The 12,751-nt window shown below is 71.8% G+C and carries 15 protein-coding genes; 11 read left to right on the top strand and 4 right to left on the bottom strand.

Features of this window, described 5'->3' with window-relative positions; translation table 11 throughout:
* Positions 1-31 precede the first annotated feature (31 nt).
* The 3 genes from ACIGA3_RS28195 (at position 32) to ACIGA3_RS28185 (ending at position 2,999) form a co-directional block, all read left to right on the top strand.
* Positions 32-1,486 carry a glyceraldehyde-3-phosphate dehydrogenase gene (locus ACIGA3_RS28195; RefSeq protein WP_399721018.1) on the top strand — a complete coding sequence of 485 codons (1,455 nt, stop codon included), beginning with the start codon at positions 32-34 and terminating at the stop codon, positions 1,484-1,486.
* A gap of 415 nt (positions 1,487-1,901) precedes the next feature.
* Positions 1,902-2,255 (top strand): phage antirepressor KilAC domain-containing protein, encoded by a 354-nt coding sequence (locus ACIGA3_RS28190; protein ID WP_399721016.1) that lies wholly within the window; start codon positions 1,902-1,904, stop codon positions 2,253-2,255.
* Between the two features lie 81 nt (positions 2,256-2,336).
* Positions 2,337-2,999, top strand: a complete 663-nt coding sequence (locus tag ACIGA3_RS28185) for an HAD family hydrolase (protein ID WP_399721014.1) — start codon at positions 2,337-2,339, stop codon at positions 2,997-2,999.
* Here the strand turns inward: ACIGA3_RS28185 and ACIGA3_RS28180 are convergent.
* A complete protein-coding gene (locus ACIGA3_RS28180) occupies positions 2,980-4,194 on the bottom strand; it encodes a helix-turn-helix domain-containing protein (protein ID WP_399721012.1) in 1,215 nt (404 codons plus the stop codon). The two genes, ACIGA3_RS28185 and ACIGA3_RS28180, sit on opposite strands and share 20 nt — an antisense overlap.
* 266 nt (positions 4,195-4,460) lie before the next feature.
* Between ACIGA3_RS28180 and ACIGA3_RS28175 the strand changes: the two genes are divergently transcribed.
* From ACIGA3_RS28175 to ACIGA3_RS28160, 4 genes are all read left to right on the top strand, one after another.
* Entirely contained in the window at positions 4,461-4,781 is a 321-nt protein-coding gene (locus ACIGA3_RS28175) for a hypothetical protein (protein WP_399721010.1), read from the top strand.
* Positions 4,778-5,008, top strand: a complete 231-nt coding sequence (locus ACIGA3_RS28170) for a hypothetical protein (RefSeq protein WP_399721008.1) — start codon at positions 4,778-4,780, stop codon at positions 5,006-5,008. The genes ACIGA3_RS28175 and ACIGA3_RS28170 overlap by 4 nt, the downstream gene beginning before the upstream one ends.
* A 441-nt stretch (positions 5,009-5,449) precedes the next feature.
* Entirely contained in the window at positions 5,450-6,052 is a 603-nt protein-coding gene (locus tag ACIGA3_RS28165; protein WP_399721006.1) for a TetR/AcrR family transcriptional regulator, read from the top strand.
* Positions 6,049-7,227, top strand: coding sequence for a GDSL-type esterase/lipase family protein (locus tag ACIGA3_RS28160; protein ID WP_399721005.1), 1,179 nt, complete (start codon positions 6,049-6,051; stop codon positions 7,225-7,227). Before ACIGA3_RS28165 ends, ACIGA3_RS28160 begins: the two co-directional genes overlap by 4 nt.
* Before the next feature lie 10 nt (positions 7,228-7,237).
* On the opposite strand, the gene ACIGA3_RS28155 is transcribed toward ACIGA3_RS28160, so the two are convergent.
* Both ACIGA3_RS28155 and ACIGA3_RS28150 read right to left on the bottom strand, forming a co-directional pair.
* Positions 7,238-7,867 (bottom strand): class F sortase, encoded by a 630-nt coding sequence (locus ACIGA3_RS28155; protein ID WP_399721004.1) that lies wholly within the window; start codon positions 7,865-7,867, stop codon positions 7,238-7,240.
* A 111-nt stretch (positions 7,868-7,978) separates the two neighbouring features.
* Complete coding sequence (locus ACIGA3_RS28150) at positions 7,979-8,530, bottom strand: hypothetical protein (RefSeq protein WP_399721002.1); 552 nt, start codon at positions 8,528-8,530, stop codon at positions 7,979-7,981.
* Between the two features lie 348 nt (positions 8,531-8,878).
* Between ACIGA3_RS28150 and ACIGA3_RS28145 the strand changes: the two genes are divergently transcribed.
* The 4 genes from ACIGA3_RS28145 (at position 8,879) to ACIGA3_RS28130 (ending at position 12,054) form a co-directional block, all read left to right on the top strand.
* Positions 8,879-9,745, top strand: a complete 867-nt coding sequence (locus ACIGA3_RS28145; protein WP_399721000.1) for a fructosamine kinase family protein — start codon at positions 8,879-8,881, stop codon at positions 9,743-9,745.
* Between the two features lie 194 nt (positions 9,746-9,939).
* Complete coding sequence (gene tgmA, locus ACIGA3_RS28140; protein ID WP_399720999.1) at positions 9,940-10,131, top strand: putative ATP-grasp-modified RiPP; 192 nt, start codon at positions 9,940-9,942, stop codon at positions 10,129-10,131.
* A 16-nt stretch (positions 10,132-10,147) separates the two neighbouring features.
* Entirely contained in the window at positions 10,148-11,131 is a 984-nt protein-coding gene (gene tgmB, locus ACIGA3_RS28135; RefSeq protein ID WP_399720997.1) for an ATP-grasp ribosomal peptide maturase, read from the top strand.
* 35 nt (positions 11,132-11,166) lie between these two features.
* Positions 11,167-12,054: a Gfo/Idh/MocA family protein gene (locus tag ACIGA3_RS28130; RefSeq protein ID WP_399720995.1), complete on the top strand. Its 888-nt coding sequence runs from the start codon at positions 11,167-11,169 to the stop codon at positions 12,052-12,054.
* Here ACIGA3_RS28130 and ACIGA3_RS28125 read toward each other — a convergent pair.
* Positions 12,051-12,686: a YitT family protein gene (locus ACIGA3_RS28125; RefSeq protein ID WP_399720993.1), complete on the bottom strand. Its 636-nt coding sequence runs from the start codon at positions 12,684-12,686 to the stop codon at positions 12,051-12,053. The genes ACIGA3_RS28130 and ACIGA3_RS28125 overlap by 4 nt on opposite strands.
* Positions 12,687-12,751 lie beyond the last annotated feature (65 nt).

The following is a 12,751-nucleotide window of genomic DNA, read 5'->3' as shown; positions in this document are numbered from 1 at the left end:
ATGAGCGCCGCCTAGCTCGAAAGATAGATCTGTGACTGTCAATGACGACTCGTTCACGAACTGGAAGCACCGCGAGGAGATCGCGGAGTCGATGATCCCGATCATCGGGAAGCTGCACCGCGAGCAGGACGTGACCGTTCTGCTGCACAGCCGCTCCCTGGTGAACAAGTCGGTGGTCAGCATCCTCAAGACCCACCGCTTCGCCCGGCAGATCGCGGGCGCGGAGCTGTCGGTCACCGAGACGATGCCGTTCCTCCAGGCGCTGACCACGCTCGACCTCGGCCCTTCCCAGATCGACCTCGGCATGCTGGCCGCCACGTACAAGGCGGACGACCGGGGACTGAGCGTGGCGGAGTTCACCGCCGAGGCGGTCGCCGGGGCCACGGGCGCCGAGAAGATCGAGCGCCGCGAGCCGCGCGACGTCGTGCTGTACGGCTTCGGCCGCATCGGGCGGCTGGTCGCCCGGCTGCTGATCGAGAAGGCCGGTTCGGGCAACGGCCTGCGGCTGCGCGCCGTCGTCGTCCGGGGCGGTGGCGCCAAGGCCGCCGGGGACCTGGTCAAGCGGGCCTCGCTGCTGCGCCGCGACTCGATCCACGGCCAGTTCCAGGGCACCATCACGGTGGACGAGGACGCCAGCACGATCGTCGCCAACGGCAACGAGATCAAGGTGATCTACGCCGACGACCCGTCGTCCGTGGACTACACCGAGTACGGCATCCGCGACGCCATCCTCATCGACAACACCGGCAACTGGCGTGACCGTGCGGGCCTGTCGAAGCACCTTCGGCCCGGCATCGACAAGGTCGTGCTGACCGCACCCGGCAAGGGCGACGTCCCGAACATCGTGCACGGCGTCAACCACGACACGATCAAGCCGGACGAGCGCATCCTGTCCTGCGCGTCCTGCACCACCAACGCGATCGCCCCGCCGCTGAAGGCCATGGACGAGGAGTACGGGGTGCTGCGCGGCCATGTGGAGACGGTCCACTCCTTCACCAACGACCAGAACCTGCTGGACAATTACCACAAGGCCGAGCGCCGGGGCCGGTCCGCGCCGCTGAACATGGTGATCACCGAGACCGGTGCCGCCTCCGCCGTCGCCAAGGCGCTGCCCGAGCTGAAGGCGCCGATCACCGGCAGCTCGATCCGGGTGCCCGTGCCGGACGTGTCGATCGCCATCCTCAATCTGCGGCTCGCCCGCGAGACCACCCGCGAGGACGTGCACGAGTACCTGCGGGACGTGTCGCTGACCTCGCCGCTCAAGCGCCAGATCGACTTCACCACGGCGCCCGACGCGGTCTCCAGCGACTTCATCGGCTCGCGCCACGCCTCGATCGTCGACGGCGGCGCCCTGAAGGTCGACGGGGACAACGCGATCCTCTACCTCTGGTACGACAACGAGTTCGGCTACTCCTGCCAGGTCGTCCGGGTCGTCCAGCACGTCTCGGGCGTGGAGTATCCGACCTACCCGGCGCCGGAGGTCTGAGCGACCCGCTCGCCGCGCCGCGCAGGTTCGCCCCGCTTGCTGGACGCTGCGCCTCCCGCTCCGGCATTCCCATGCCGGAGCGGGAGGCGACGACAAGAGGCTCAGTGAAGCCCGATCGGCCCCACCCTCCTCCGGGAGAGCGGGGCCGATTTCGTCGTCTACGCGTGCGACACGCCGAACATTCACTCTTGCGCCAGAGATCTAACTCACAGTCACACCGGATTACCGCCTCACCCGGTTCGGTGCCTAACACGTTGCCATAGCGGGGGACGGGCGGAAGCCTGAGGTTGCTGCCGCCAAAACTTACTTCGCGGTCAAGACCCGCGAGGCAGAACTTGCCGCGAAGCCGGACGTCACCAGCCCCGAGGGCGTCCTTCAGCTCGCTGAAAGCTACCTCGCTGCCGCCCGTGAACTGGTGACGACTAAGCAGGAGTTGGCCATCACCAAGCCGAAGGCAGGCAAGTGGGACGCCTTCTGCGATGCCGAGGGACTCATAGACATGGGCTCCGCCGCCAAGGCATTCCACAAGGCCACCGGAGGACTGGGGCGCACGAAGTTCATGGATCGACTCCGCGAGGAAGACGTCCGCTTCCTCCAGGTGCAGAACCCCCGGATTCCCTACGAGGTGCACATTCAGGCGAAGCGGGCGGAGGTGAAGTTCGTCGCGGCTGGCTACAGAATGGTTGAGCAGACCTTCTTCACCCCAAGGGGCATGGACTGGCTTGCCGACAAGCTGGGAGTGGGGGTCAGCGCCCTTCCGGCCACGTGACGTAAGGCCTCAGGCCCCCGCGTCTCATGGAGTCACGGGGGCCTCTTTTTGGGCACCCTGAGATCCAGTTACCCTCGGCCCATGATTCGCGCTGTGATCTTCGACGTTGGCGAGTGCCTGGTAGACGAGACCACCGAGTACGGCACCTGGGCCGACTGGCTCGGCGTCCCGCGCCACACCTTCGCCGCCATGTTCGGCGCCATCATCGCCCAAGGCCGCGACTACCGCGAGGTCTTCCAGGAGTTCCGGACCGGCTTCGACCTCTACAAGGAGCGCGAACGCCGCGCGGCCGCAGGTAAGCCCGAGCACTTCGACGAGGACGACCTCTACCCCGACGTCCGTGACGCGCTCGCGGCCCTCCGCGCGGACGGCCTGTGGCTCGGCATCGCCGGGAATCAGACCGTGCGCGCCGGCGGCATCCTGCGCGAGTTGTTTACCCCGAACGTCGACCTCATCGGCACCAGCGACGACTGGGGCGCCTCGAAGCCCGACCGTGAGTTCTTCGACCGCGTTGCCGAGGTCGTTCCGGCCGCGCCCGGCGAGATGCTGTATGTCGGCGACCGCGTCGACAACGACATCGCGCCCGCCCGCGCGGCCGGCATGCACACCGCGCTCGTACGGCGTGGCCCGTGGGCGACGATCCAGTGGAACAGCCAGGACGCGAAGAAGCTCCCCACCTTCCGGGTGGAGAGCCTCCTCGAACTGCCGTCTGCGATCCGCGACTTCAACGGGCAAGGGCACTGACGGTCGTCGACCAGCCGTACAGCCGGTCGTCCAACTCCCGGACGCACCGCTCGTGCTGGTGCGGGACGAGCGCCCGCCTCACGTCTCGCACCCGCTCCATACCCGTCGCGTACCAGGTGCGCTCCAACTGCTCCAGAGCGCGGACCGCGTACCCGCACGCGGCCTCGGGCTCACCGGCCGCAGCCTCGACGGCGGCCAAGTCGCCAAGCACGACCGTGGTCTGCTTCTCCTCGTTCGGATCGAGGGCGTCGAAGACTTCGAGGAGCGTCGTCCGGGCCTGCGGCAGGTGCCCGGCCTTGAGCTGGACGTTGCCCTTGAACGCCGCGAGCCGGACGGGGCTGAACCAGTCCAGCCACTCCGGGCTCGGGTGCTCGCCGCCGCGCGCGAGGACGTCCTCCGCGTGTCCGATCAGGTGCAGCGCGGTCCGGGTGTGACCACAGCGGGTCTCGCACTCGGCCTCGACGGCGTCCAGCCACGCCAGCAGCTCGGCCGACGCCGGGCCCCTGCGGGCGTAGGTCCGGGCAGCCGTCATCCGCTCAACGGCCGCGTCGCGCTCGCCCGTCCAGGCCGGGATGAACGCAGTGTGCGCCAGGATTGCAGCACCGAGGAGGGCGTCGTCGGCTTCGCCGGCGGCCTGGAGCGCGCGGAGCAGGGTGTGCGTGGCGCGGTCGTGCTCGCGCATGTCGAAGAACTCGATGCGGCCCGCCAGCAGCATGGTCTCCGCCAGCGCGGCCGCGACCCGCGCACGTGTCTGCCCGTGCGTCTCTGGCAGCAGCGCGCAGCCCAGCGTGGCGTGCGCGACGGCGGCCGGGTGCAGGGTGGCCGGGGCGGCCGACCAGTACAGCCGCCGGTGTGAGCGGGTGACGGCCTCGTAGTCGTCGGCGGCAGTGGCGGGCTGCACGGCGACGGCCTGGGATGGCATCGCGGCCAGACCGACCGTCGTCGCCGTAACGCCCAGCACCGTGCGGCGGGCCGGGGCACCGCCCGGCGGGGTGAACCCCAGCGCCTCCAGATCCTGCCCAAGGACGCGGATCAGGGCCTGGGCCTGCTCCGGGTGCGGCCAGGGTGGAGTGGCTGACTCCCACCGACGTACCTGCCGGACCCCGACGCCGAGCGCGTCGGCAAGTTCCTGCTGCGAGGGATACCCGGCGGCGATCCGGGCGGAGCGAAGACGGATGTTCCCCGATGCGACCACTGCTGCACCTCCATGTCGAACGGCTCGTCAAGTGTCGCTGCAAGCCCTTCTGTTGGTCATGGATTAGCACGCAGGACGGAATGAAAGTCCGGTTCGCGGCGCCTAAATGGCCTCTGCAAGTCCTCGGTTACGCCTGTGCATGGGGCCACGCTTGTACGCACCGCAGACCCACCTCATGTTCAGGAGCCGCGATGCCCAGTACGCGCTTGCCATCCCCCGCCGGAGCCCGGCTCCATGAGTCCGGTGTCGAATGGGACGCGATCCGAGTGCCTCGCAGCGTCGGGCTGTCGGCTCTGGCGATCCTTGGCCCACGCTGCGCCGCCGCCATCGAGGACCCGCTGACGTCCTCCGGGGTGCTCTACTTCTTCACGCTCGCGGGCACGTCTGACACGTGGGCCGTCGAGAACACCGCCGCGCTCCCGGTCGGCACGGTCATCACCATCCCGCCCGCGCGCCGCACCGAGGGCCCTGGCGCGTATTGGCGGGTCTGCCCGAGCGATGACAGCTGGCTCACCGACCCCGACGCCCTCGCGGCCGCTATCGCCGACGCCTTCGGGCCCCGCGTAGGCGAGGAGCGACCCGCATGAGCCCGACGGCGACCCGCCTGCTTCCGACCACCCACGCGCTGACCAGCGCCCAGTACTCCGGCCAGGACTGCACCTGGTGCGGCGCCCCTCTCGGGCGGCGCGGCGCTCCCGCCGGGCTAGCACGCGGGCAGATCGGCGCGCACGTCGTGGCAGTGCCCGTCTTTCAGTGCCAGCCGGGCATCGGCTGCCAGTCCAGTGCCCACCGCCCCACGGAGAGGAACCACTGATGCTCTGCGACCGATGCGGGCGGCCCGTTCAGGGCAAGCCGGAAGTGATCCACATCGAGACCGGGACCGGCGTGGTCACCATCACCGTCTGCTCGCCCCCCTGCCAGTCGCCGCTCGATCGGCGCTCCGCGCGGTCGCGGCCGCGCAGCTACTGACCACCGGCCCTCACGGACCGGGCGCGGTCCCACCCAACCGTGCTTGGGGTGGCCGCGGTCTGCCGCCGGGCCTGTAATCGGCCGGCCGCAGACCACTACTCCGGTTCAGCCACGAGGTCTGCGAGCGGTACGCCGATAGCGACGGCCAACCTGATCAGCGCCGCCGACCGCACTCCGGTCGGCGGCCGTCCGCGTGTCCGGACCCCCCTCGGCTACACCTGACTGGCATTTGCCTAAACCCTTTAGGCAAATACATAATCGGCGAAGTTCTTCGAGAGGGTGGTCGATGGTGCGTGCGGGGCTGAGTACGGAGCGGCTGGTCCGGGCCGGGGCGGAGCTGGCCGACGAGGCCGGGTTCGGGCAGGTGACGGTGTCCGCGCTGGCCCGGCGGTTCGAGGTGAAGACCGCGAGCCTGTACTCGCATCTGCGCAACTCCCACGATCTGCGCACCCGGATCGCGCTGCTCGCCCTGGAGGAGCTGGCCGACCGCGCCGCCGAGGCACTCGCGGGCCGGGCCGGCAAGGACGCCCTGGCCGCGTTCGCCGACGCCTACCGCGACTACGCCCGCGCCCACCCCGGCCGCTTCGAGGCGGCCCGCTACCGGCTGGACCCGGAGACCGCCGCCGCGAGCGCGGGCGTCCGGCACGCGGCGATGACCCGGGCGATCCTGCGCGGCTACGACCTCGCCGAGCCCGACCAGACCCATGCCGTACGGCTGCTGGGCAGTGTGTTCAGCGGCTATGTCGGCCTGGAGTCGGCGGGCGGTTTCGATCACAGCGCCCCCGACTCGCAGGAGTCCTGGGAACGCGTGCTCGACGCCCTGGACGCCCTCCTGCGCAACTGGCCCACCACTCCCCCGCCCGCCCCTGACCCGACAGGCCCCCGATGACCACCGCCTGGATCACCACCCCCTTCACCGAAGACCTCTTCCGTGGCGCCCTCGAACTGGAGCGCACCGAGCGCGGCCTGCTCCCGCACCGGCTGCCCGCGCGGGCCCGCGCCCAGTGCGCCGACCCGCAGCTGCACCTGGTGGAGTCCCAACCGTCCGGCGTACGGCTGGTGTTCCGCACCCGTGCCACCGCGATCGAGCTGGACACCCTGCCGACCAAGCGGGCCTACATTGGCGCCCCGCCCCGCCCGGACGGCGTCTACGACCTGCTGGTTGACGGACTTCCGGCGGGCAGCACCTCGGTCACCGGCGGCGACACGCTGACCATCGACATGTCCACCGGCGCCGCCGAGCGCACCTCCGGCCCGGTGGGCACCGCCCGCTTCACCGGGCTGTCCGCAGGGGACAAGGTCGTGGAGATCTGGCTGCCGCACAACGAGACCACCGAGCTGGTCGCCCTGCGCACCGACGCGCCCGTGGAGCCCGTACCCGAGTCGGGCCGCCCGGTGTGGCTGCACCACGGCAGCTCCATCAGCCATGGCTCGGACGCCGCGAGCCCGACCGGCGTCTGGCCCGCCGTCGCCGCCTCGCTCGGCGGGGTCGAGCTGATCAACCTGGGGCTCGGCGGCAGCGCGCTGCTGGACCCGTTCACCGCCCGCGCGCTGCGCGACACCCCGGCCGACGTGATCAGCGTCAAGATCGGCATCAACCTGGTCAACACCGACCTGATGCGGCTGCGCGCGTTCGGGCCCGCCGTGCACGGGTTCCTCGACACCGTCCGCGAGGGCCACCCGGGCACACCGCTGCTCGTGGTCTCGCCGATCCTGTGCCCGATGCACGAGGACACCCCCGGCCCCACGATGCCGGACCTCTCCGCCCTGAGCGAGGGCCGGCTCGCGTTCCGCGCGGCCGGGGACCCGGCGGAGGTCGCCCAGGGCAAGCTGACGCTGAACGGGATACGGGAGGAGCTGGCCCGGATCGTGGCGCAACGCTCCGCCGACGACCCGCACCTGCACCTCCTCGACGGGCGCGAGCTGTACGGGGAGGCCGACTTCACGGAGCTGCCGCTGCCCGACGGGCTGCACCCGGACGCCACCGCGCACCGGCGGATCGGCGAGCGTTTCGCCGCGCTCGCCCTCGCCCCCGACAAGCCCCTGGCACCCCGCACCCGGTGAACGCGGTGCCTCAGACGAGGTGGCCGAAGACGACCAGGTTCTCCGTGTAGTCCTTGGCCGAGTGGTCGTAGTCGCCGGCGCAGGTGATGAGCCGGATCTCGGGGCGCGCGGCGTCGGTGTACACCCGCTTGCTGGGGAAGTCGTCCTTGGCGAAGGTGTCGGCGCTGTCCACGACGAAGTTCGCCGTGCTGCCGTCGGCGCGCTCCACGGAGAAGCGGTCGCCGGGCGCCAGGTCGTCGAGGTTGGCGAAGACCGCCGCCGAGGTGGTCGTGTCCACGTGCCCCGCGATGACCGAGGTGCCCTTCTCGCCGGGCGAGGCGCCCTTGCTGTACCAGCCGACGAGGTTGGTGTTGTCCGCGGGCGGCGGTTCCAGCTGGCCGTTGGAGGCGAGTACGAGGGCGGTGAAGGGCGCGTTCACGCCGATCTTGGGGATGCGCAGCCGGGTCGGCGCCGAGCGGGGCAGCGGCCCGCCCGCCTGGACGGCGCCCGCCGTCGCGCTCCTGGTGCGGGCCGCGTCGGTGCCGGTGCCCGTGCCGTGGTGGCCGCCGAAGACGCTGAGGGCGAGGATGGCGATGGCCACCCCCCACAGCGTCATCCGGCCACCCCGGCCCGCGTGGTCACCGGAAGGGTCTGCTGCCATCGGACACCACCTCGCTCGGGCACGGCAGCACAGGGATCGGGGTCGGGGGGCGCGGGCCGCCGACGCGACTCGGCGTCGACGGCGGCCACGGCCCCTGATGCGCGGGGACGGTCAGGACGCCGGCCCGGCGGCCTTCTTGCGGCGCAGCGCGTAGGCGCCCAGCGCGCCGGCGGCGAGCACGGCGGCGCCGCCCATGGTCACGCCGCCGGAGTCGGCGAGGCCGCCGCCGCCGGTGTGCATGCCGCCGCGCGGCTCGTCACCGCCGGAGTCGCCCTTGCCGCCGCTGTCCTTGCCACCGCCGCCACCGCCGTCGCCCTTGTCCTTGTAGCTCTCCGGGTCGAAGCGGCTGTCGTCGCCGGAGTCGGAGCTCCAGTCGTCGCTGCCGACGGCGGCGAGGGCGCCGCCGCCGGTGTGCACGCCGCCGCGCGGCCCGTCGCTGTCGGAGTCGTAGGAGTCGCGGCCGGAGTCCTTGCCACCGGAGTCCTTGCCGCCGGACTCCTTGTCACCGGAGCCCTTTTCCTGGTCGGAGCCGCTGTCGTGCTCCTTGTTGTAGGAGGAGTCGTCCCGGCCTCCGTCGTCCCCGGCGAGCGCGGTGCCAGGGGTGGCGAGGGCGAGGGCGGCGGATGCGGCCGCCGTGGCGAGAAGAATGCGGGCAGAACGCATATCGGTGTCCTTCCGCCGTGACCGGGCAGCTGATTCCTCATCGGCTGACATGACCCGGCCCCGACATGATCCACCGTCGGACAGGCCGTCGCCGCGCACCATTCAGGCCGTCCAGCCGGGTCAGCTCTCCACCCGTCTGTCCCAGCGACACGCCGGTACGACCCCCGAACGGGTCAGCCGATTACCCGTCCGGCGCCGGGTGCGACGGCTCGACGCGGCCGCGGCCCGGTTCTCGGGCGGAGGCGGCCGCCACCGCCCGGCATTCCGGGCAAACTTGGCCGAAAACCGTCGTAGCAATGCTCGAAGTTCCTGACGTGGCGGGGCTTTTGCGGGTCGTACCCTGGGGCCGTGGTCGAGCGAGTCGAAGATCCAGGGCTGACGGCGTCCCGGCTCACCGGGCGCCGGGTCACGGGCGGCCCGGTGGTGGCGGGCTCGCCCGCCGAGGTGACCCTTGAGGGCGGCACGACGGTGATGGTCAAGCGCGGGGACGGCCCCGGCGCGGTGCGCGCCGAGGCGGCCGGGCTGCGCTGGCTCGCCGCCGCGGGTGCGGTGCGCGTGCCGGAAGTGCTCGGGCACGACGAGTGGTCCCTGGTCAGCGAGCGGGTACCGACCGGCAGTCCCGATCCCGGGGCGGCGGTGCGTTTCGGCCGCGCGCTGGCCGCCCTGCACGCGTCCGGCGCCCCCGCGTTCGGCGCCGCCCCGCCGGACGGACCCGAGGAGGCGTACATCGGCCGCGCGCCGATGCGCAACGCCCGGGGCGACGACTGGCCTTCCTGGTACGCCGAGCACCGGGTGCTGCCGTATCTGCGTACCGCGGTCGACGCGGGGACGGTCCGGCCGGGCGAGGCCGCGGTGATCGAGGCGGTGTGCGAGCGGCTGCCCGCGCTCGCGGGGCCCGCCGAGCCGCCCGCGCGGCTGCACGGCGACCTGTGGCAGGGCAATGTCCTGTGGGGCGCCGACGGCGAGGTCCACGTCATCGACCCGGCCGCGCACGGCGGCCACCGGGAGACCGACCTGGCGATGCTGAGCCTCTTCGGCTGCCCCCATCTGGAGCGGGTGCTGGCCGGGTACGAGGAGGCGAGCCCGCTCGCCGCGGGATGGCGCGACCGGGCCGGGGCGCATCAGCTCTTCCCGCTGCTGGTGCACGCGGTGCTGTTCGGCCGGGGGTACGCCGAACAGGCCCTGGCCGCCGCGCGCGCCACCTTGGCCGGGTGAAGCGGGGTCCAGCGAAGCGTCCTCGGGGCAGACGAATGTGCGGTGGAGCGCAGCCACCGCGCCCCGCCCGGCGTCCTTCCTGCTGACCCGCCGGCTCACGGCGCCTCCTTCCGGGCTGTGGTCACGGAGTGTGAGGAAACCAACCAATCGTTCGATTCGTATAAGGACGTGAAGGACGAAACAGGGGAGAGACCATGCAACCGTTCACGCTCAACTACGCACGGCCCGCCGGGCAGTTGGATGTCACCGCACCGTACTCGTACGACTCCGCACTGCAGTTGAACGTCCTGCCGGACGGGCGGATCGCCGCGACCGACCACGCGGTCCTGCTCGCCCTGGGGACGACCACCTCCACGGCGGGTTCCAAGACGCACTTCGACGACTGATCGCGGGCCCCGGACGATGACCGTGCTCATCCTGACCAGTGACGAGGACGTCACGGCGGACATGGTGGTCCTGCGGCTGGGCGAGGCGGGCGTGCCCGTCGTCCGGTTCGACCCCGCCGACCTCACCAACGGGGTGTCGCTCACCGGCGAGTACGCGGGGGACGCCCTGGGCGGGCAGCTGTCCGTCGGCGGGCGCCTGGTCGGGATGAGCGGCCTGCGCTCCATCTGGGTGCGCAGGCCGGGCGACGCGGCCGCCCGCGCCGCCCGGCCGTCCTCCTGGCTGACCCAGGAGTCGGCGCAGGCGCTGTACGGCATGCTGCGGTGCAGTGACGCCCGCTGGATGAACCATCCGGACGCGGCCCGCAGGGCCCGGCACAAGCCGTGGCAGCTGCGGCTCGCCCAGCGCAGCGGGTTGCCGGTCCCGGCCACGCTGATCACCACGTTCCCCGAGACGGCACGGGAGTTCGCCGAGCGGCACCGGGACGTGGTGGTCAAGCCGGTCTCCGGCGCGCATCCGCAGGAGCCGCCGCGCGCGGTGCCGACCAGCCGGGTCGCGCCGGGCACCGACTTCAGCGCCGTGGCCTTCGGGCCGACGCTGCTCCAGCGGCGGGTGGCCAAGCGGGCCGACATCCGGCTCACGGCGGTCGGGGACCGGCTGCTGGCGGCACGCAAACCGGCCGATCCGGACGCCCACCCCGACCATGTGGACGTCCGTTTCGCCCCGTCCGTCTCCCCCTGGCTCGCCACCGAGGTGCCGCCGAGGGTGGCGCAGTCGGTCCGCCGCTACCTGAGGGCCGCCGAACTGGCTTACGGCGCCTTCGACTTCGCGGAGGACGCGGAGGGGACCTGGTGGTTCCTGGAGTGCAATCAGTCGGGCCAGTTCGGTTTCGTCGAGCTGGACACCGGTCAGCCGATCGCGGAGACGATCGCCCACTGGCTGGCCGGAGACGACGGGCCGGTGGAGCCGTATACCCACGAGAACAGGGGCAGAGTGCCCTGATGCCGTGGAGAGCGGCCGGGAGAAGGGAGCGCTCGATGCGCATCGGACTGCTGGGAACGGGCCCGTGGGCACGCACCGCGTACGCCCCGGCGCTGGCCGGCCACCCCGGCGTGGACTTCGCCGGGGTGTGGGGGCGTCACCCGGAGGCGGCGGCCGCGCTGGCCGGGGAGTACGGGGTGCGGGCGTACCCGGACGTGGACGCGCTGCTGGCCGACGTGGAGGCGGTGGCGGTGGCCCTTCCGCCCTCCGTTCAGGCGGAGTTGGCGGTGCGCGCGGCGCGGGCCGGGCGGCATCTGCTGCTGGACAAGCCGCTGGCGCTGAGCGTGGACGACGCGCGGGCGGTGGCCGACGCGGCCCAGCGGGCCCAGGTGGCGTCGGTGGTGTTCTTCACCACCCGGTTCCAGAAGGAGCCGGAGGCGTGGATCGAGGAACAGGCCGCCGAGGCGGGGTGGTTCACGGCGCGGGCGCAGTGGCTGGGGTCGGTGTTCACCAGCGACAGCCCGTTCGCGGCCTCCACGTGGCGGCGGGAGATGGGCGCGCTGTGGGACGTGGGTCCGCACGCGCTGTCGGTCCTGCTCCCGGTGCTGGGTGACGTACGGCAGGTACTGGCGGCGGTGCACGGTCCCGCGGACACCGTGCATCTGGTGCTGGACCATGCCACCGGCGCGTCGAGCACGCTGACGCTGAGTCTGTCGGCGCCGCCCTCGGCGGCCGGGGCCGATGTGGAGCTGCGGGGCGAGTCGGGGGTGACGCTGCTGCCGAGGAGTTCGGAGGGCGCGGTGCCCGCCCTCGCGCGCGCGGTGGACGCGCTGGCGTCCGCCGCCCGTACCGGCCGCCGGCCCGCCTGCGACGCCGCGTTCGGACTCCGGGTGACCGAGATCCTCGCGGCGGCGCAGGCACGGCTCAGCGAACCGGTCGACTAACTGGATGAGGACAAAGAAACAGCAGGAAGGCGGACCGCCACCAGCGGCAGGAAGCAGCCGACGAGGGGCCCCATGCACAGTGCGATCAGTACGGTGCCGACCCCGACGGTTCCTCCCAGAAGCCAGCCGGCGCAGGCGACGACGACTTCGATGCCGGTGCGCACAACGGCAACGGGCAGACGGGTGAGCCGAACGAGTCCGGTCATGATGCCGTCACGTGGTCCCGACCCGAACTGCGCGCCGAGGTAGAGCGCGTCGAAGAATGCCAGAGCGACGACACCGACAGCGAGATATCCGATCTCGGCAAGTGGACCCTGCGGGTTGGGGAGCACGGTCGCGGTGGCATCTGCGGCGAAGCCGACGATCGCGACGTTGAGGAGCGTGCCGAGCCCGGGCAGCTCTCGCAGGGGAATCCATGCGACAAGCACGAGCAGCGAGATCAGGTTCGTCGCCCAACCGAAGGAGATGCCCAGAGACTTGGCAGTGCCTTCCGTGAGCACGTTCCAGCTGGCCGCGCCCAGCCCGGACCGGACGAGCAGCATGACGGCGGCCCCGTACCCCGTCAGACCGAGCAGGAGCTGGAGAAGCCGACGTGTCTTACGGGCCGCCCGGACCTGGGCAAGTGCGTTCATGCGCGGTAGCACGGGTCGATCGTGACGAGCCGGGACCGAGGTGTGCGCCGAGGAAGCGGGAGGTG

Source organism: Streptomyces sp. NPDC085596 (assembly GCF_044541565.1).
Classification (GTDB): Bacteria; Actinomycetota; Actinomycetes; order Streptomycetales; family Streptomycetaceae; genus Streptomyces.
The sequence above is the reverse complement of the archived record's forward strand: the minus strand, read 5'-3'. Positions and strand labels throughout refer to the sequence as shown.

What these genes read in the sequence shown, in the direction of transcription:
- ACIGA3_RS28185 (WP_399721014.1), top strand. Translation starts at nt 2,337, where the DNA reads ATGATTCGCGCTGTGATCTTCGACGTTGGCGAGTGCCTGGTAGACGAG.
- ACIGA3_RS28170 (WP_399721008.1), top strand. Translation starts at nt 4,778, where the DNA reads ATGAGCCCGACGGCGACCCGCCTGCTTCCGACCACCCACGCGCTGACC.
- ACIGA3_RS28165 (WP_399721006.1), top strand. Translation starts at nt 5,450, where the DNA reads ATGGTGCGTGCGGGGCTGAGTACGGAGCGGCTGGTCCGGGCCGGGGCG.
- ACIGA3_RS28160 (WP_399721005.1), top strand. Translation starts at nt 6,049, where the DNA reads ATGACCACCGCCTGGATCACCACCCCCTTCACCGAAGACCTCTTCCGT.
- ACIGA3_RS28155 (WP_399721004.1), bottom strand. Translation starts at nt 7,867, where the DNA reads ATGGCAGCAGACCCTTCCGGTGACCACGCGGGCCGGGGTGGCCGGATG.
- ACIGA3_RS28150 (WP_399721002.1), bottom strand. Translation starts at nt 8,530, where the DNA reads ATGCGTTCTGCCCGCATTCTTCTCGCCACGGCGGCCGCATCCGCCGCC.
- tgmA (WP_399720999.1), top strand. Translation starts at nt 9,940, where the DNA reads ATGCAACCGTTCACGCTCAACTACGCACGGCCCGCCGGGCAGTTGGAT.
- tgmB (WP_399720997.1), top strand. Translation starts at nt 10,148, where the DNA reads ATGACCGTGCTCATCCTGACCAGTGACGAGGACGTCACGGCGGACATG.
- ACIGA3_RS28130 (WP_399720995.1), top strand. Translation starts at nt 11,167, where the DNA reads ATGCGCATCGGACTGCTGGGAACGGGCCCGTGGGCACGCACCGCGTAC.
- ACIGA3_RS28125 (WP_399720993.1), bottom strand. Translation starts at nt 12,686, where the DNA reads ATGAACGCACTTGCCCAGGTCCGGGCGGCCCGTAAGACACGTCGGCTT.